14 protein-coding genes are annotated in these 17,457 nt (G+C 73.1%); 8 read left to right on the top strand and 6 right to left on the bottom strand.

All coding sequences use genetic code 11. The features are described 5' to 3' along the window. Positions 1-241 precede the first annotated feature (241 nt). The 4 genes from K1J57_RS01955 (at position 242) to K1J57_RS01940 (ending at position 4,247) form a co-directional block, all read left to right on the top strand. Positions 242-934, top strand: coding sequence for a GntR family transcriptional regulator (locus tag K1J57_RS01955; protein ID WP_220562775.1), 693 nt, complete (start codon positions 242-244; stop codon positions 932-934). 164 nt (positions 935-1,098) lie between these two features. After that, entirely contained in the window at positions 1,099-2,451 is a 1,353-nt protein-coding gene (locus tag K1J57_RS01950) for an MFS transporter (protein WP_220562774.1), read from the top strand. Beyond that, a complete protein-coding gene (locus K1J57_RS01945; protein ID WP_220562773.1) occupies positions 2,448-3,371 on the top strand; it encodes an ornithine cyclodeaminase family protein in 924 nt (307 codons plus the stop codon). The genes K1J57_RS01950 and K1J57_RS01945 overlap by 4 nt, the downstream gene beginning before the upstream one ends. A gap of 162 nt (positions 3,372-3,533) precedes the next feature. Next, the gene (locus K1J57_RS01940; protein ID WP_255646784.1) at positions 3,534-4,247 is read left to right on the top strand and encodes a YqjF family protein; all 714 of its coding nucleotides are present in this window, start codon (positions 3,534-3,536) and stop codon (positions 4,245-4,247) included. Positions 4,248-4,334: 87 nt separating this feature from the next. Here K1J57_RS01940 and K1J57_RS01935 read toward each other — a convergent pair whose 3' ends face one another. Then, a complete protein-coding gene (locus K1J57_RS01935) occupies positions 4,335-7,502 on the bottom strand; it encodes an NB-ARC domain-containing protein (RefSeq protein WP_220562771.1) in 3,168 nt (1,055 codons plus the stop codon). A gap of 220 nt (positions 7,503-7,722) precedes the next feature. Next, positions 7,723-8,847 (bottom strand): hypothetical protein, encoded by a 1,125-nt coding sequence (locus K1J57_RS01930; RefSeq protein WP_220562770.1) that lies wholly within the window; start codon positions 8,845-8,847, stop codon positions 7,723-7,725. 487 nt (positions 8,848-9,334) lie between these two features. Between K1J57_RS01930 and K1J57_RS01925 the strand changes: the two genes are divergently transcribed. Continuing rightward, positions 9,335-10,096: a TetR/AcrR family transcriptional regulator C-terminal domain-containing protein gene (locus K1J57_RS01925; protein WP_255646783.1), complete on the top strand. Its 762-nt coding sequence runs from the start codon at positions 9,335-9,337 to the stop codon at positions 10,094-10,096. A gap of 162 nt (positions 10,097-10,258) precedes the next feature. Here the strand turns inward: K1J57_RS01925 and K1J57_RS01920 are convergent, their stop codons facing one another. Continuing rightward, on the bottom strand, positions 10,259-11,128 hold the full coding sequence (locus tag K1J57_RS01920) for a hypothetical protein (protein ID WP_220562768.1): 870 nt from the start codon (positions 11,126-11,128) through the stop codon (positions 10,259-10,261). Positions 11,129-11,355: 227 nt separating this feature from the next. Here K1J57_RS01920 and K1J57_RS01915 point away from each other — a divergent pair, with 227 nt between their 5' ends. Beyond that, positions 11,356-12,123, top strand: a complete 768-nt coding sequence (locus K1J57_RS01915) for a thioesterase (protein WP_220562767.1) — start codon at positions 11,356-11,358, stop codon at positions 12,121-12,123. After that, the gene (locus tag K1J57_RS01910) at positions 12,120-12,413 is read left to right on the top strand and encodes a hypothetical protein (protein WP_220562766.1); all 294 of its coding nucleotides are present in this window, start codon (positions 12,120-12,122) and stop codon (positions 12,411-12,413) included. The genes K1J57_RS01915 and K1J57_RS01910 overlap by 4 nt, the downstream gene beginning before the upstream one ends. A 125-nt stretch (positions 12,414-12,538) precedes the next feature. Here K1J57_RS01910 and K1J57_RS01905 read toward each other — a convergent pair whose 3' ends face one another. Genes K1J57_RS01905 through K1J57_RS01895 form a run of 3 tightly spaced genes read right to left on the bottom strand, consistent with a single transcriptional unit; the run spans position 12,539 to position 16,499 of the window. Continuing rightward, positions 12,539-14,632 (bottom strand): hypothetical protein, encoded by a 2,094-nt coding sequence (locus K1J57_RS01905; protein ID WP_255646782.1) that lies wholly within the window; start codon positions 14,630-14,632, stop codon positions 12,539-12,541. Further along, the gene (locus tag K1J57_RS01900; RefSeq protein WP_220562765.1) at positions 14,629-15,771 is read right to left on the bottom strand and encodes a 5'-methylthioadenosine/S-adenosylhomocysteine nucleosidase; all 1,143 of its coding nucleotides are present in this window, start codon (positions 15,769-15,771) and stop codon (positions 14,629-14,631) included. The genes K1J57_RS01905 and K1J57_RS01900 overlap by 4 nt, the downstream gene beginning before the upstream one ends. After that, positions 15,768-16,499, bottom strand: a complete 732-nt coding sequence (locus K1J57_RS01895) for an NUDIX domain-containing protein (RefSeq protein WP_220562764.1) — start codon at positions 16,497-16,499, stop codon at positions 15,768-15,770. The genes K1J57_RS01900 and K1J57_RS01895 overlap by 4 nt, the downstream gene beginning before the upstream one ends. 290 nt (positions 16,500-16,789) lie before the next feature. Between K1J57_RS01895 and K1J57_RS01890 the strand changes: the two genes are divergently transcribed. Continuing rightward, a complete protein-coding gene (locus K1J57_RS01890) occupies positions 16,790-17,335 on the top strand; it encodes a hypothetical protein (RefSeq protein ID WP_220562763.1) in 546 nt (181 codons plus the stop codon). The last annotated feature ends 122 nt before the right edge of the window (positions 17,336-17,457 follow it).

The following is a 17,457-nucleotide window of genomic DNA, read 5'->3' as shown; positions in this document are numbered from 1 at the left end:
CCGTGCCTGTTCTTGCGGCGGTGCCCCGGTGCGCCCTCCCGGGCGGTGCTGTGGGGCCCGTGCCTGTTCTTGCGGCGGTGTGCCGGTGCGCCCTCCCTGTCGGTGCCGCGGGGTTCGGGCCCGCCCTTGCGGCGGCGCCCCGGTGCGCCTTCCCTGTCGGTCCGCGAACCTCCCCTCCGGACCGGGTCCCCCGCCGGGGGTGGCATCCTGGGAGCCCGGACGTCGAGTTGAGGGGAACGGCATGAGCGTCGATCTGCCCGAGGGCCGCGGGAATCCGGTCCTGGGCTCGCTCGCCGCGCGTCCGAGCCTGCGCTCGCGGGTGGTCGACGTGCTGCGCGAGGCGATGGTGGCCGGAGAGCTGGAGCCGGGCCGGATCTACTCCGCGCCCGCGCTGGCCGAGCGGCTCGGGGTGTCGGCGACGCCGGTGCGCGAGGCGATGATGGAGCTCACCCAGGAGGGCCTGGTGGAGACCCTGCGCCACCGCGGGTACCGGGTGGTGGAACTGGACGACGTCGACCTGGACGAGATCCTCCAGGTGCGCTCCCTCCTCGAAGTGCCGACGGTCGGCCGGGTCGCCGAGACCGCCGCCCCCGAGCAGGTCGCCGCGCTGCGGCCGGTCGCCGACCGGCTGGACGAGACCGCCCGGACCGGGGAGCTGCGGGAGTTCATCGCCGCCGACATGACCTTCCACCTGGAGCTGCTGTCCATCGCCGGGAACCGGCGGCTGGTGGAGGAGGTGCGGCGGCTGCGCGGCCTGTCCCGGCTGTCGGCGCTGCACCGGCTGTACGAGGAGGGGCGCCTGGAGGCCACGGCCCGGGAGCACCACCTGCTGCTGGACCTGGTCGAGGCGCGGGACCGCACGGGCGCCGAGGACCTGATGCGCCGCCACCTCGGGCACGTGCGCGGGATCTGGGCCGGGCGCGACGAGGGCTGAGGGCGGTACGCCCCGGGCGGACGGGGCCGGGCCGTCATACGACCGTCACAGGACTGTCATCATGTCGGGAATGCCCAGGTCTTGCGTTTGTGCAACGTACAATTGTACGTTGCACAGGTTGATCGGCCCACGCGATGTCGGGCCCCGACCCGAGGAGTGACCGCGTGTCCTCACAACAGAGCGTGGTGGGCGGAGCCGCCACCAACCGCCGTGTGCTCATCGGCAGCCTCAGCGGCAGCGCGATCGAGTGGTTCGACTTCTTCCTGTACGCCACCGCCGCGGCCCTGATCTTCGACAAGCAGTTCTTCCCCAGCGACGACCCCGTCATCTCGCTGCTGCTGTCGTACCTGTCGCTGTCCCTGACCTTCTTCATCCGCCCCTTCGGCGGCGTGGTCTTCTCCCACATCGGCGACCGCATCGGCCGCAAGAAGACCCTGGTCATCACCCTGTCCCTGATGGGCGCCTCGACCGTCGCCATCGGCCTGCTGCCCACCTACGCGCAGGTCGGCGTGCTGGCCCCGGTGCTCCTCATCGCCTGCCGCGTCATCCAGGGGCTGGCCATCGGGGGCGAGTGGGGCGGCGCCCTGCTGCTCGCCTACGAGTACGCCCCGAAGAACCGCCGCGGCTTCTTCGGCTCCGTGCCCCAGACCGGCGTCACCATCGGCATGCTCCTGTCCACCATCGCGTTCGCGCTGGTCAGCATGCTGCCCGCCGACGCCTTCGAATCCTGGGGGTGGCGCCTGCCGTTCATCGCCAGCCTCATCCTGGTGTTCGTCGGCCTGTGGATCCGCAAGGGCCTGGACGAGACCCCCGCGTTCCGCGAGGCCAAGGAGACCGGCAACGTCGCCAAGCTGCCCATCAAGGACACCCTGCGCGACCACTGGCGCTCCGTCCTGGTCGCCGTCGGCGCCAAGGTCGTCGAGACCGCCCCGTTCTACATCTTCGCGACGTTCGTCGTCAGCTACGCCACCGGCACCCTGCAGATGGAGCAGGCCACGGTCCTGAACGCGGTGAGCGTCGGCGCCTTCGTCAGCACCCTGTCGATCCTGCTCATGGGCTCGCTCTCGGACCGGTTCGGCCGCCCCGGCGTCTTCCTCGTCGGCTCGCTGCTGATCGCCCTGTTCGCCGCGCCGTTCTTCATGCTGCTCGACCTGCGCGTCGACTGGGCCGTGTACGCCGCCGTCGTCATCAGCCTCGGCGTCGTGTGGCCCCCGGTCACCGCCACGCTGGGCACCCTGATGTCGGAGATCTTCTCCACCAGGGTCCGCTACACCGGCGTCACCCTCGGCTACCAGATCGGCGCCGCCCTGGCCGGCGGCACCGCGCCGCTGCTGGCCACCTGGCTGCTCTCCCGGTTCGACGGCGCCTGGGGGCCCATTGCCTCCTACCTGGTGGTGCTGGCCGTCATCTCCATCGCCGCCGTGTCCGTGTCCGGTCGCGTGGTGCGCGGCGAGACCGCGGCGATCGCCGCCCGCGAGGCGCGGGAGGCCCGCGAGGGAGAGGGGGCCGCGGCATGACCGCCGGACTGCCCTTCGTCGACGCCGCCGAGGTCGCCCGCCGCATCGGCCCCGACCGCGCCCGGGAACTGGTGGAGCGGGCCCTGCTGGACGGGTTCGACCCCGCCGGGGACCCCGCCCGCTCCAACACCGCCGCGGGCTCCGGACACCTGCTGCTGATGCCCTCCACGCTGGGGGAGTGGGTCGGGGTGAAGGTGGCCTCCGTGGCCCCCGGCAACCCGGACCTGGGACTGCCGCGCATCCAGGCCGTCTACGTGCTGATGGACGCCCGCACCCTGACCCCGCGGGCGCTCGTCGACGGCGTCGCCCTGACCTCGCTGCGCACCCCCGCCACCTCCGCTGTGGCGGCCGACCGGCTGGCCGCCCCCGGGGCGTCCCGGCTGGTGGTGTTCGGCAACGGGCCCCAGGCGGTCGAGCACGCCGTGGCCATGGCGGGCATCCGCGACCTGGCGGACGTGCGCCTGGTGGGCCGCGACCCCGGCCGGGTCGCGGCGGCCGCCGCCGAACTGGCCGGACGGGGGCTCCCGGCGGCGCCGGGGACCGCGGCCGACGTGGCCGACGCCGACATCGTCGTGTGCGCGACCTCCGCGGCCGAGCCCCTGTTCGACGGCGCTTTGGTGCGCGACGGTGCGTGCGTCGTCGCCATCGGCTCCCACGAGCCGGACCGGCGCGAACTCGACGGCGCCCTGATGGGCCGCTCGCTGGTGGCGGTCGAGGACCACGGGACCGCGATGCGTGAGTGCGGCGACGTGGTGATGGCCGTGGCGGAGGGCGCGCTCTCCAAGGACGCGCTGGTCGGCCTGGCCCCGCTGGTGCGGGGCGAGGTACGGCGCGCGACCGACCGCCCGAACGTGTTCAAGGGCGCCGGGATGTCCTGGCAGGACCTCGCGGTCGCGGTGGGGGTCGCCCCCGCGCTCTGACCCCCGATGCCGCCGCCCGCCGCCGCCCGGTGTACGGTCCCGGTGCCGTCCCCGGGCGGGGCGGCCCGGGGCCGCGGCGTCCCGGAGGGGCCACACTGGAGGCGGGGAGGTCCTGTGCGCGGTGGCGGAGGAGAACGGGGAGAACGGGGTGCGGCGGCCGGGGTGCCGGAGCTGCCGCCGGACTCCCCGCCGGTGCGTTCCGGAGCGGTCCTGCTGCGCCAGCGCTGGAGCGACGTCGTCTTCCTGCACTGGCCGGTGGACCCCGCGCGGGTCGCCCCGCTGCTGCCCGCCGGCACCCGGCCCGACCTGTTCCGCGGGACCGCCCACGCCGGCCTGGTCGCCTTCCGGATGCCCGTCAACTCGGTGGCGGGGGCGGTGCCCGTCGGCGGGTTCGACGAGGTGAACGTGCGCGTGTACTCGGTGGACCGGCACGGCCGTCGCGGAGTGGTGTTCCTGAGCATGGACGCCGACGCCGCCCACGCGGTCGCGGCGGCACGGGTGCTCACCGGGCTCCCGTACATGTGGTCCGACATCTCCCTGGTGCGGGGGCGGGACGGCCTGCGGGCCGGTGCGGTGCGCAGGCGCGCCCCCGGCCGGGCCCGCGGCCGCTGGGCGGTCCGGGCGGGGGGACCGCTGGAGCGGCCCGATCCGCTGGAGCACTTCCTCACCGCGCGCTGGGGACTGCACACCCGCCACCTGGGACGCACCTGGTGGCTGCGCGCCGACCACCGCCCCTGGCCGCTGCACCGGGCGGAGTTCCTGCACTACGAGGGCGACCTGCTGGGCGCGGCGGGCCTGGAGCCGCTCACCGAGCGGCCGGTCTCGGCCCTGTGGTCGCCGGGCACGGACACGGGGTTCACGGTGTTGCTGGTGTGACCGGTGCGGCGGGAGCCGCCGGCGCGGAGGGCGCGACCGCCGCGGGCGGTGCCGCCGGCGCCGGCCGGGGAGCGGGACCGCGGCGGGTCAGGCGGCCCGGTCGGGCGGCGCGCTGCCCAGCGCGGGGCCGGAGCCGTGCTCCAGGGCGTCCAGCATGTCCCGGATCTCCCTGACCAGGCCCTCGGGCACCGCGTGGCCGAGCCGCGCCCCCTCCTCCGCGATCAGCTCGGCCCTCCTCAGGGTCCGCCACGCCGCCAGCGGATCGCGGCCCACGAGGGACTGGGCCAGGACCTTCATGGCCCGCAGCCGCCCCGATCGGTGCCGCAGCCCCCGGTAGCCCTCGACCGCCACCCGCGCCGACTCCTCGGCCTCGGCCGTCCGGCGGACCCGGAGCAGCGCCTGGGCCGCCATACGGTGCGCCCGGGCGTGCCACCACCGGTCGCCCAGCTCCCGGAAGCCCTCGGCCGCCTCCAGCATCTCCTCCTTCCCCTCGTTGCGGTCCCTCTCCATCAGGACCTGCCCCCGGACCAGCCGGGTGCGCATGACGCCCCAGGTGTCGCCGAGCTCCCCGAACACCCGCTCGGCGCTCTCCAACCGGAGGACCTGGTCGGACACCTGCCAGGAGTCCCGCAGCCGTTCGCCGCGGCGGAACAGGGAGAGCCACCGGACCGGGCCGGACCGGTCCCCGGGCCCGGACCGGTCGAAGCCGAACCACCCCTCCAGCACCGTCCGCAGGGGCTCCCCGCCCTCCTGCGCGGACCCGTCCGCGGCGGGCGGCACCCCGCCGGAGAACAGCGCGGACACCCGCTTCTCCTGCTCCCGCGGCCGGCGCCCGTCCCTCGCGGCCATCCGGCGCCGCTCGCGTTCACGGCGGGGGTCGAGCCACAGCTCGCACACCCCGGCCTGGCTGTTGAGGGAGTGCGACGGCAGCTGCCCCAGGGCCCGCAGGTAGCGGGCGTGGTACCAGTCCCCGTTGGGGGAGTCGGCGATCCGGCGGCGCCCGTGCTCCAGCACGAACCAGGCGTGCAGCTCGAAGCCGCGCAGCCGCAGCACCTCCCCCTGCTGGAGCCGGACCCGGGTCCACTGCTCCGGGTCCTCCGGGCGCCCTCGCAGCTCCCGCTCCGCGAGGGCGAGCCGCCCGTGCGCCTCCTCCAGGTGCCCCTGGAAGCGGTACAGCTCCGCCAGGTTGCACAGCGACCGCACCAGCCACCAGGTGTCCCGGTGCTCGGTGAAGACCCGGATGGCCGCGTCGATCGCCGCCCGGCCGTCGTCCGGGTCGCCGCGCCGGTACAGGTTCACGCCGACGGCGCGGTGGGCCCGGCCCCGCCAGCGCGGGTCCACCCCCGGACCGTCCAGGGAGTCCAGGATCATCGAGGCCGTCAGTGCGAGCTCGTACCCGGTGTGGTGGTCGCCGTGCCCGCCGGTCACCTCGGCGCGGTCGATCAGGGCGATCGCGCAGGCCAGCGGGTCGCCCGTCTCCAGGGCCAGGGCGACCGCCCCGGCGGTGGAATCCCGCATCGACTCCCAGTGGATCCGGCCGGTGCGGCAGAGCAGGGAGAAGGCGCGGCGCAGCCGCCATCCGTACGCCGCGATCCCGCGGCGGTCGGCGACGTCCGAGGAGAACCGCCCCTGTCCGGTCCACCAGAAGCAGAGCTCGAAGCCGCGCTGCTCGCTCTCCAGCCAGGCCACCGGTTCGGGGGAGGCCGGGGGCGGGGGCGGATCCGGGATCCAGGACAGGAGCGGGTGCGCCGGAGCGGGCTCGGGCGCCTCCCGGCCGGGCGGCGGGCCGAACGACCACTCGTGCGGGCAGGCCCGCCGCGCGGCCTCCTCGGCCCTCTCCGTGTAGGCGTGCAGCAGCCGCAGCACCGCCCCCTCCAGTTCGCGGCGCCGGGCGCGGGACCAGGCCGTCCGGTCCGCGTCCGCCACCCCGAACAGCCGGGGCCCCTGCCGCACGAGGAAGTCGCGCATGTACTCGTGCAGCCGGAAGTGCTCGTGCCCGCCCGCCGAGTACAGGTACGTCACCAGGTACCGGCGCCGCAGCTCGTCCAGCACGCCGACCGCCCTGCCCGGCCCCACGTCGAGCAGCGCCGCGGCCACCCACGGCGTGAACGTCGCGGCCCCGGTCCCGGCCAGCAGCCACAGCAGCCGCCGCTGCTCCTCGGTGCACTCGCGCAGGCCGAACGCCAGCGACCGGACGATCGACTCCGGCCCCGCCACGGTCAGGGTCTGCTCCGGGTCGTTCATCCGGCGGAGCAGGGCGGCGGCGCCGGGCCCCGTGGCCTCGGTGGCCTGCGCGCCCACCAGGCACAGGGCGAACGGGAACCCGTGGCACCTGGCCGCCAGCTCCGGCAGCGCCGCGCGGTCCTCGTCCGACAGCGGCCGGGACCGCGCGGACACCAGCCGTTCGAGCAGCAGTAGCCCCTCCTCGTCGGAGAGCTTGCCCATCGGGTGCTCCCGGATGTCCACGGGAGGGGACGACGGGAAGGCGCGGCGGCTCGTGATGAGCACCGCGCACCCAGGGCCGGTGGGCAGGAGCGGTTCCACCTGCGCGAAGTCCTTGGCGTTGTCGAGGACCAGGAGCACACGGCGATGCCCGCAGGCGTCCTTCCACAGCTCCGACAGCCTCTCCGGGGAGGCCCCGTCGGGTACCCGCTCCCCGACCTTGCGGAGCATCTCGGCGAGGATCTCCGCCGGTCGGCGGACCACCGGGCCGCTGCCGGGGCCGCTGCCCGGGTCCGGGTGCTCGGTCGCGGGGCCGTAGAGCTCGAACTCCAGGGTCCCGTCGGGGAAGCGGTCGCCCACCCGGGAGACGACCTGGGACACGAACTGGCTCTTGCCGGTGCCGCCCTCCCCGGTGATCGCAATGATCAGCGGCCCGCCCCGGCGCCGGCGCAGGCGGCCGCGGCGCCGGGGGAAGCGGGAGAACGCGTCCAGGACCTTCCCCATGAGGCCGGCGTGCCCGGTGAAGTGGTCGACGGGCGCGGGCAGACGGGGCCGCACCGGGGGTTCTCGGGGCGGTTCGAGCGCGGCGGGCCGCCGGTCGAGGAGGGCCTGGGCGGAGGCCGCCACGCCGCTGCCGGCCATGGCGAGCGCCACCACCCACCACCCGCCGTCCGGGAGCAGGTTGGGGAACCCCTGCAGCGCGGTGCCCAGGCCCAGGGCCAGCAGGGCGCCGACGCCCAGGCCGGTCCCGACCGGCCGCCAGCGGCGGGGGCCGGGCGCGCCGACCGTGCCCGCGGGGTCCTCGCCGTCCACGTCCGCCCTCCCGAAGACACCGGATTCCTCTGTGGGCCGGGGATCGCGGGGTCCGGGCGGCCGCCGGGGAACCGATCCTGCTGCGGTCGGCGGGCCGGTGTCCAGAGCGGGGAAGGGCGCGCGGGCGGTGTTCACCGACCCGTCCCCGTGCGGTAACCGTGCGGTCGCGCCGGACCGCCTGGAGCGGGCACGGGGGCGGCCACGGGTCGGGGCCGGCGGGTCAGGCGGCGGCCGCCGGGTCCTCCTCGATCGCGGGCGGGACGCTTCCCGGCCGGGACGGGTGTCCGACCGGGTGCGGGTCCTGGGCCGGGCGGTAGGCGGCCGGCACCGGGGCGTAGTCCTCCAGCGGGACGCCGGGCTCGGGCACCGCGGGTCGGCGCGGCGCGTCCTCCAGCGGAGGGCGGGGGCGCGGCGGCGCGGGCGGCACCTCCATGAGCCGCAGGCGCCGCAGCTCGTGCTCCACCCGGGCGATCCGCTCGGCCAGGACCCGGGCCGGGGGAAGGCCGCGGGTCGCCTCCAGCGCGCGGTCGCGCTCCCGGACGCGGAACGCCACCGCCCCGGACGCCTCGGCGAGGCGCTCCACGGCGGTCTCGCGCTCGCGCAGGGCGGTGACCAGCGTCGAACGCAGTTCCCGGGCCCGGGCCGCCGTCCGGTCGATCCGGGCGGCCCGGCGCGCCGCGAACGGACCGGAGGGCGCGCGCACCGAGCGCAGCCCCCTCTCCACCCGTTCCAGCGCCCGGCGGGCCCGGCGGGCCTCCGCCTCCCGCAGGGCCACCTCCGCCGAGGCCCGTTCCTGCCGGGAGCGGACCCGGTCGACGGCGACCTGTTTCCTGGCCAGGCGGTCGCGGGCGGCGGCCTGGTCCCGGGCCGCGGCCAGCAGCGAGTCCAGCTCCTCGATGCGGGAGCGCACCCCCTCGTGCAGGCGCTCGGCGAGCGCCTCGGGCGGGACCAGCGCCCCGAAGCGCCGGTGCAGGGCGGCCGCCTCGATCCGCTCGGCCGACGGCTCGGCGGGTACCTCGGGGGAGGGGACGGCGGCGTCGCGCAGCAGCAGGTCACCGGGCTGCGGGCCCAGGTCCGCGGTGGTCGTGACGTGCACCCTCCCGCCCAGCGCGGGGACGGCCTCGGCCGGGTGCCAGGGCCCCGTGGAGCCCGGGGCCCGGACGAGGAAACCGGCGGAGTCGGGGGAGACCCGCCAGTGGTGGCAGGTGAACACGTACTCGTGGGGGCCGTCGCCGCCGCGGATACGCCGTCCGTCCTGGAGCCGCAACTCCTCCCCGTTCGTCGCGCGGGCGGCGAGAGCCCTCCGGATCTCGCGGTCGAGGAAGGCGAGGGACTCGGCGGACACGGCGGATGTGGGGAGGGCGCTCGCGGAAGTCACATGACCCTTTCAGAGGGAGAGAGTCTCGTTCATACGGGGGACCCGACGGTAAGGAGTATGCCCGAGGGCTACGACATTCTGTAAGGGTACGGGTACGCAAAGTTCGAATCCGCCGGTCAGGGGCCCTGTCCGGAACCGGTCGCCCGTTCCCGGTAATCCGGAGCCCCGTGCGCGGCGGGTGTATCGCCGCAGGTCAGGGTCGTGTGTGGGTGGTGGAGTCGGATGGTGCCCGGGTGGCGGGCGTGCCTTGGGCGCACTCGGAAGATTCTCGATTTTCTCGTTCGCCGATCCCCGAAGCGGGCCACCCGGTTCCGTCATGCGCGGGAACCTCCCGGATATGAGGTTCCTTCATGTTCGTTCCGTCCCGGGCGACCTCGACGCGGGGTTCCGCGCTTGGTAGAGTCCCTTTTGTTAAGGGGCTTCACTAATGGCCTGCGCCAGGAGGGCGGAACTCGTGAGCGGTAGCGGTCCCCTCGCCCGCAACGGCGGGCGCCCCGCCACCATCGACGTCGACGACATCGTCGCGGCCGGCCGGGAACTGGGCATGCGGGACCTGAGCCTGAGCGCCGTTGCCGCCCGGCTGGGCGTGACGCCCGCGGCGCTGTACCGGCACGTCGACGGCCGCTGGGGCCTGGAGCAGCTGGTCGGCGAGAGCCTGCTCGCCGACCTCGAACTGGACGACGACCCGCAGGAGGGCGTCGAGGCGCACCTGGTCGGGTTCTCCGCGCAGCTGCGCCGCTTCACCCTCGAGCACCCCGGGCTGGCCGACTACCTCCAGAGCGTCTTCCCGCGCGGGGCCTCCGGGGCCGCCCTGATGATGTCCGAGGTGGCGGCGCTGGAGCGGCGCGGCTACGACACCTCCGCGGCGCTGGTCCTGACCAACGCCGCCGCGGCCCTGACCATCGGTCTGGCCGCCGCCGAGGACCACCGTTCCGCCGAGGACCACCCCGAGGGCCGAAGGCGCCGGGAGGAGGCCGCGGAGCGGATCGTCGCCGAACACCCCGCCCTGGGCGCCGCCTACACACGGATGCCCTACGTCACCGGCGAGGTCTTCACCCACCTCCTGCTCACCGCGGCCATCGGCGGCCTGGTCGCCGTCGCCCCCGTGGGCCGCCCGGTCGACGAGATCATCGCCGAGCTGGGCCGCCGCGGCGGTCTGGTGCCCTCCCCCGGCCGGGACACCGGGCCGGGGGCCGTGGCGGCGGAGGCGCGGTGACGGCGCCACCCGGGGACAGAGCCCCCCGTCCCGCCCGGGAGTGGACGGCCGGGCGGGGCGGGGCCCTCGGCGGGGCACGGGACCGGGGCCTGCGGGCCGCGCCGCGGGTGGGGAGCGCCCGGACCGCGGCGACGCCCGCCCCGCTCGCGCCGTCCGCGGTCGTCAGCCGGTGGGCATCCCGGGCCGGAAATAGTCCGCGACCGCGGTGCCGCCCCGCACCGCGGCGAAGACGCGGGAGGTGTCGTCCGGGCTCCGCGCGTCGAACAGGACCCGCACGGGGGCGCCGGCCACGGGCGCCGCGTTCCTGGGGAACAGCTCCGACCGCTCCACCCACCGGCGCTGCCCCCGGTCGTCGGTGAAGGCGAAGGTCCAGCGCACCAGGACGCGTTCGGCGTTCGAGGAGGCCGGGCCGCGGACCTCGGTGACCTCGCCCGCCACGGGCTCCCGTTCCGCCAGCAACCGGACCAGGGTCCTGCGGCGGCCGCGCTCGCGCATCCGCGCCCGGACGCCGGCCGCGGCCGACGACAGGAACAGCAGCGTCACGGTCCCCGGGAGCCACCACCGCATGGTGTACCAGACCCAGGCTCCGACGCCCCACTCCTCGTGCCGTCCGAACACCGGGTCGTAGGCGGTGCCCACCACGTCGGCCGGCGCCCATGCCGCCGTGGTCGCCCACCACAGGGCCGCGGCCGCGCCCAGCAGCCACAGCGGTGCGGGGCCGACGCCGACGAAACCGGCCGTCGACCCCGAGTAGCGGTGGTTCCAGCGCGTGTACAGGGCGAACGCGATGAGGGAGCCGACGACGGCGAAGGGGGTGGTCCACACGGCCATCGTCGACTCGGTGTCGGAGAAGACGCTGTTGACCATCATCACGCGGAACCGGTCGCAGAACGCCGCGGCGGCGTACCCGGCCACCGCTCCGGAGGCGGTGAGGAACGCACCGGCGGCCACCGTGCCCGCCAGGGAGCCCGCGCTCCCGGCCTGACGGCGCCGCCGGTCCTCGCGCGCGGCCGAGGGGTCGATGGTGCTCACCGGTACCTCCGCAGTGGGCGGACGCGGTGTGCCGCGCCCGTGACAAAGTGGGACCGAAACATCCTATGTATGCCTTTGGTCCGGCCTGACCTGGGGTTTCGTTTTCCGTCGAAGGCTGTGGGTAGAGGGCGCCCACGGCCCACGGGGGCCGAACGGAACAGACGGGATGCCGTTCGGGCGAGGGCGGCCGCGGGAACGTGCCGGGCCGTCCGGGAGGTGCGGGAGCGATGAACCGGAGTACGCAGGGGAGCGGGAAGAGCGGCGGTCGGAGCACCGGGAAGGGGACGGCCTCCGCACGCGACGCGGCGGAGGACGCCGACCGCACGGAGGACGCCGTGGCCGCCCGCGACCCCGAGGACACCGACGTGCTCCTCGACGTCCCGGTGGTGAAGGTCGACGAGATCGACCTCGAGGTGGAGAACCTCGTGGCCTCGGTGTCCCTCCACGCGGAGGTGCTGGACCTGCTCAAGCTCAAGGTCGGCGCGGACGTCGGGCTCGGCCGCGTCCACCTCACCATCAAGGGCGTCGAGGCCCAGGCTCTGCTCAAGGTCCGGCTCGACAACGTCCGCGACATCATCACGCGCGTGCTGGAGACCATCGACGCCAACCCGCAGATCCTGGAACAGGTGACACGGGGCGTGGGGTCCTCGCTCGAACAGGTCGCGGGCGGCGCGGGCGAGGCCGTGGGCGCCGTGGGCAGGGGCGCCGGGAGCGCGGTCGAGGACGTCGGGCAGGGCGCCGGCAACGCGGTGGAGGACGTCGGCCGAGGGGCCGGCGGCGCCGTCCGGGACGTGGGCGGCGGGGCCGGGAAGGCCGTGGAAGGCGTGGGCGACGACGCGGGGGACACCCTGAAGGAGGCGGGCCGGGCCGCCGGGAACGCGGTCGGCGGCGACGGAAGGGACGACAAGGACGGAAAGAACGGCGGGGAGGGCGGCCGCAAGGGCGGCAGGGGCGGCTCCCGTGGGAAGTCCTCCGGCTCCGGAGGTCGGAAGTGAGCGGCACGGACGGAGGCGCCGTCCCCGACCCCGACGTGGAGATCACCGCCGGCGTCCGCGCCGACGAGCTGACCTTCCACGAGGTGCCCGAGGTCGTGTCGCGCACCCGCACTGAACCGGACGGCGAGGGCACCGCGGGCAGCGACCGCTCGGGCGTCCCGTACGGCGTCCGCACCGGCACGGTCTACCGCGACGTCCGCGTGGACTACCGCCTCGCCGCCCGCCTCACCGACCCCGCCGGAACACCGGAGGCCCCGGCCCGGGAGCCGGAGCCTCCGCCCGCGGAGTGAGCGATCGGGTCGTGAACCGCGGCCTCTAAGGAACCGATTCGGGTTCGACCCTTCTCAGGACCAGCGGGCTGTCAGAAGACAGGTCACCCGGTCGCGTTATGTCACCCCCACCCATCGGTGCCCCCTCATGGGTGTGCCAAGGCCGACAACTCCCGGGCCGCTCGAACCGGAAGCGGGTGAGGTGACTGCTCGGTCCGTACCGTGTCGTTCGGCGGGGGCGGGGAGTCCTCCACATCCTGTTGTAGGCCGCTCTGGTGGCTGTCGGAGACGTACGTGGGAGGGGGATCCGTCGCACGTTCGAACCAGGGCCTCCCTTCGGCGGCCATACCTTCGAGGATGCGGAGTGTGTGGGAGAACCCGGCGGCATCGAGGTTGATATCCGATGCCTCGGTCTGCGGTTCCTCGTCCCCGGAGTCGAGGACGGGAGTGTCGGATACCGGGATGCTCTTGGTCGGCCCATTCGTCAGTGTGATGTTCAGGGTGTAGCGCCGTGCGCTCTTGATCTCCACTTGGACAGAGGAGAGCGCATCGAAGCGGTAGTTGTCCCGTTCATTGCGATGCCACCGTGCCCGCTCGAAGTCGAGTCCGGCCGTGACCTCTCGTACTCCGTCATTGGTGACCAGGAAGACTCTGATCTCGTACTTCGAATGGCGCCAGGGACCGTTCTTCACACTGGAAGATTTGCAGGGACGGTCCGGAGTCGGAAGGAGGGCATGGGTCGTGACCTCATGCCAGGCCAGACGGTGATGTTTCAAGGCCTCGTCGAGAATCAGGGTCTTGTCCGCATTCAGCCAGTTCTCCATCTCTGTGTCTGTGGGCATCAGTTTTTTGAGCTTGGCCGACCACCGCTCGTACTCGGCTTCCCGGGCCGCGAGGATTCCTTCCCGTTCCCGGTCCTCCTCGCTGTAACGTCGGCGTTCGCTGTGGACCTTGAGCCAGAGGGGAATCGCGAACCTGCCGGTGACCACGGCAAGGAGGACACAACCCACTGTCGTGATCGGAGCCTGTTGCAGAGCGGTGGTGAGCACCATCCCGGTCGCCACTGCCGAGAACAGGCACAGGACCGTACACCGTGCTTTGAAGGGCGTTCCGACCGCGTGGATCTCCTCCGGTTCCAGTGGAAGGCCCTTGATCCAGTGCTGTCGAACATCGCGCACCATGAACCGGATCAGCCAGTTCACTGCTCCCTCGCGGACGCTGCTCTCCCGATAGATGCGGGCGACCTCATTGCGCAGGGACCGGCGTATCCCGGCGGTTTCGCTGAGCCATTCGTCCCTTGTCTCGGGATCCGGGGTGTACTTGAAGAAGTAATAGTCGAATGTCCGCTCTACATGATCAGCGAATCCGCGCTTGGGAGGCCGTACATGTGAGCGCCGATATCCGTACTCCCCCTCTTTGGCCAGCCTGCGTCGGCGCTTGTGATCCCACAACGCGATGTGCCAGGCCGCGGCGGATCCGAAGGTGAGCATCGACAAACAGGAGATCATGGATACCAGGCTTCCCTGAGCCAAGACGGCCTTCACCATCACCCCGACGGGGAACAGGAACAGGCTTGCCAGGAACAGGCCTCCGCAGACCTCCGAGATGGTGGTGGACTTCGGTCTGGGCTTGAGGGCCCTGGCCTTTGCAGGAACGGGCTCGAAGTAGACCCAAGCCCGGTCGACCCGTTCGCGGGAACACTGCTCCAGTTCGGCGTTCGCCCGGATCCGGTGCCACACTTCTTGCTTCATGCTCCCAGTGAGCACGAGGCCCAGATGGCGCAGGATCAGGTCGCGCTGCACAGCGGGCAGACGATCCAGGCGGACCATCGCTTCGACCGGGTCTCCTCCCGTGCCGTCCACGCAGGACAGGAGGGCGAAGACGAGGTCCAGACCCCGCCACCAATCGTTATCGCTTGCCGCTGTCCGTCGGGTCGACAGTTCTTCCAGGATCGCGCGGTCCTCCTTCGTGAGATCTCGGTAGGAGCGCTTGCTGAGGATGGCCAGAGCCCGGTGGAAGTGGATCTCCGGGGCATCGAGTCCACGCGCGTAGGCTTGCTCGAGATGCTCCCTCGCCTTGACCGGGACTCCGTCCGCGAGATAACGGCATCCGACCTGGTAGTGGCGTTCGGGTGGGTCCTCGGGGTTCACCACGTAGATGTTGGACTCGTGCACATTGCCGAACTGCGCTCCGACAGAGGAGCCGGGGCCAGCGGTATTGAAGGTGTCGGATCCGTTCACGAGAGCCCCCGAGCCTCGGTGATCAGCACTCCGACCTTCACTGCCAGGGACGCCAGCTCGCCGATGAGGCCGCGCAGCCGCTTCAGGGCCAGGACGGAGGTCTTCCGGCTCTCGACGGTCCCCTCCTCGATCCCCTTGTCGGCGATGTCGAGCTCGGCCGCCGCCGCCTTGTGGGTGTCCTCGTCGAGGTTCCCGGCCGCGTGCTCCCGGGCCAGTTCCTCCCTCAGCGCGGCGAGCCGGTCCGCCAGGCCGCCCGACTCCTGCCCCGAGGAGGGCAGGGACACGTGGAACGTGCTGCCGCTCACGTGGCCGGCCTGGACACCGACGTTCCCGTAAGCGGTGTTCGTGACGCTGCCGCCGTCACGGCCGCGGTCGTCTTCCTGCATGGTGGGGGAGTCCTCCTGTCCGATGAGTTCTTCCGCGAGTGCCAGGGCGAAGGCCGCGGCGTTGGCGGCGGCGATCGGCTGCCAGGCACGGTCCGAGCCGGTCGCCTTGGTGCCGTCCGCCCGGTCGCTGATGCCGCGCACGATCGCCACCGGTGAACCGCTCAGGTGCCCGGCCTGCGCGACGCCCGCACCCTCCATCTCGATGGCGAGCGCGTCGTTGTAGGTCTGCCGGATCCACTCGGCCTCGCGCGACAGGGAGGAGTTCTGCACGATCTCCCCGGCGGCGATGGGCCCCTGGTGCACCTCGGGGCGGGGCCGGTCCGGCGGGGTGCGGCGGTTCCACGCACCGGTCCTGGCCACGTGCGCCGCCGTCTGCCCGATCCCGTGCGGGGACTCCCACACCCGGGGCCGGGCCTTGAGCCCGTCGTCCTCGCTGGTCCCGCCGTGGTAGGCGTACACATGCGTCGCCACCACCACGTCGCCCAGCGGGGTGTCCCACAGGGCCCCGGCCACGCCCACGAAAAGCAGGGCTGCCGGGGAGAACTCGTGGATCGCCCGCTCGGCCAGCACCGCGGACGACTGGTTGCCCTTGCCGGTGAGTCCGAGGGCGACGCGGCCGCCGCCCGGCAGGGTGCCCACCTCGAAGAGGGTGCCCCTGGGGTGCCGGTACGGCTCGGGGGAGAGGAGCCGTTCCCGTACGGCCTCGTACTCGAGGTTCAGCGCGGTCAACACGACCACGGTGTCGTCACTCATCGCCTGTTCTCGCTCCTGATCAGGGGAAGGGGGCGCATCATCGGAGGGCGCAGCACCCGCAGGGGTCCCGCCCGGAAGAGCCGTGCGGGGCGCCCCTTCGTGGGGCGGCGGTCCAGGCCGACGGCGGTGAGGAAGCCGGGCACGGCCTGGACCTTGCGGTAGAAGTTGCGCGGATCGAGCTCGAAGCCCCAGACGGCCTCGTAGACCCGCTGCAATTCGGTGAGTGTGAAGGTCTCGCCGCAGAAGGCCGTGGCCAGCGCGGTGTGCTCGAGCTTGGAGCGGGCGCGTTCCAGGCCGTCTCTCAGGATCCGGTGGTGGTCGAAGGCGAGGGGGGAGCGGCCCGAGGCGAACTCCTCGACGGGGTGCCATGCTGCCGCCGAGGCGTCGGTCCCGGCCTCGGGTTCGGGCAGACGGGGGGCGATGGCGAGATAGGCGACGGAGACGATGCGCCCGCGGGGGTCGCGGTCGGGGTGCGCATAGGCGCCCAGCTGTTCCAGATGGAGGTCGCCCGCGTCGAGGCCCGCCTCTTCCTGGAGTTCGCGGCAGGCGGCGTCGAAAACGTCCTCACCAGCATCGGCGATGAACCCGCCGGGGAGTGCCCATTGCCCTTGGAAGGGGTCGATTCCCCTTCGGATGAGGAGGATGTGCAGGGCCGAGGAGCGCAGCGTCAGGATGACGAGGTCCACGGTCAGGAGTACGGGGGGCGGCTGCCAGGTTTCGTTCGGCATGCGGCGAGCCTAGCTTCTTGTCAGTTAAACAAAAAGGCTTTCCCGGAAATTGGTGCCTGTGGGTACTCGATTTCATGCTGTGCCGATTGGGGGTTATGGTTTTCCTGTTGCCAAAGTTTCTCTTGTGAATTTTGCGGTCGGCGCTCTGTGGGCATTCCGGTCTATTCACATATCGCTGATGGATCTGTTCTTCGTGTTCTCGGGAGCCGTCCGCCGAAGGCGGTGGCCGGGTCATCGGGGCGCGTGGCAATCTGGACCGCGACAGCGGAGTGAAGGGCGGGGTGCGGCGGATGGACCCGATCGTGATCGGCGGCCTGGCGGGGGCGGTCGGCAGCGTGGTGACAGCGCTCACCACCCAGGTCTTCGCACACCGGACCAAGGCCCGGGAACTCGAACACGCGGAACGGGTAAGCCTGCAACAGGCCAGGTCCGACGAGGAGAAGCTGAGGGACGAGCAGCGCCGCTCCGGCTATGTGGCCCTCAACTCCGAGGCCCGCGAATTCCTCGCGGCCCTCACCGATCTCTTGAAGGCGGTCGAGTCGGACGATCCGCGGGACGAGGAGAGGGCCGCCCTGGACCGGGCCCGCGCCTCCTACCGGCACTGCTACGCCGAGGCGCAGCTCGCCCTGAACGACGAGATCCTCGAGGTCGCCTCTGGCGTCAACAGGAGCCTGCTCGACCTCTTCGGCCTGATCAAGCGGATCGATAAGGGCAGGGGTCGGCCGGGGGAGACCTGTGAGTCCGCCGAGGCGAAGCGCCAGGAGGTGTGGGGTCGCATCGGGAGACTGCGTTCGGTCATGCGCAGTGATCTCGGTATCAGCACCTCCCAGCGCTAGGGAAGGCCTTCCGCCCGGTCTCCTGTGGAGCGCAGCACGCCTCTGTGCGGTACGGGCGGCCGACCGCCTCTACGCGGTCTCCCGTTCCGGGGCGGAGAGGGCGCACAGCACGGGCCGGGCCG

Origin of the sequence: Nocardiopsis sp. MT53 (assembly GCF_019598965.1) — a bacterium.
In the GTDB taxonomy this organism is placed as follows: Bacteria; Actinomycetota; Actinomycetes; order Streptosporangiales; family Streptosporangiaceae; genus Nocardiopsis; species Nocardiopsis changdeensis.
The sequence above is the reverse complement of the archived record's forward strand: the minus strand, read 5'-3'. Positions and strand labels throughout refer to the sequence as shown.

Excerpts from the sequence above, each read along its gene's own strand:
- K1J57_RS01890 (WP_220562763.1), top strand. The coding sequence starts at position 16,790 with ATGGACCCGATCGTGATCGGCGGCCTGGCGGGGGCGGTCGGCAGCGTG.
- K1J57_RS01945 (WP_220562773.1), top strand. The coding sequence starts at position 2,448 with ATGACCGCCGGACTGCCCTTCGTCGACGCCGCCGAGGTCGCCCGCCGC.
- K1J57_RS01895 (WP_220562764.1), bottom strand. The coding sequence starts at position 16,499 with ATGCCGAACGAAACCTGGCAGCCGCCCCCCGTACTCCTGACCGTGGAC.
- K1J57_RS01900 (WP_220562765.1), bottom strand. The coding sequence starts at position 15,771 with ATGAGTGACGACACCGTGGTCGTGTTGACCGCGCTGAACCTCGAGTAC.
- K1J57_RS01915 (WP_220562767.1), top strand. The coding sequence starts at position 11,356 with ATGAACCGGAGTACGCAGGGGAGCGGGAAGAGCGGCGGTCGGAGCACC.
- K1J57_RS01955 (WP_220562775.1), top strand. The coding sequence starts at position 242 with ATGAGCGTCGATCTGCCCGAGGGCCGCGGGAATCCGGTCCTGGGCTCG.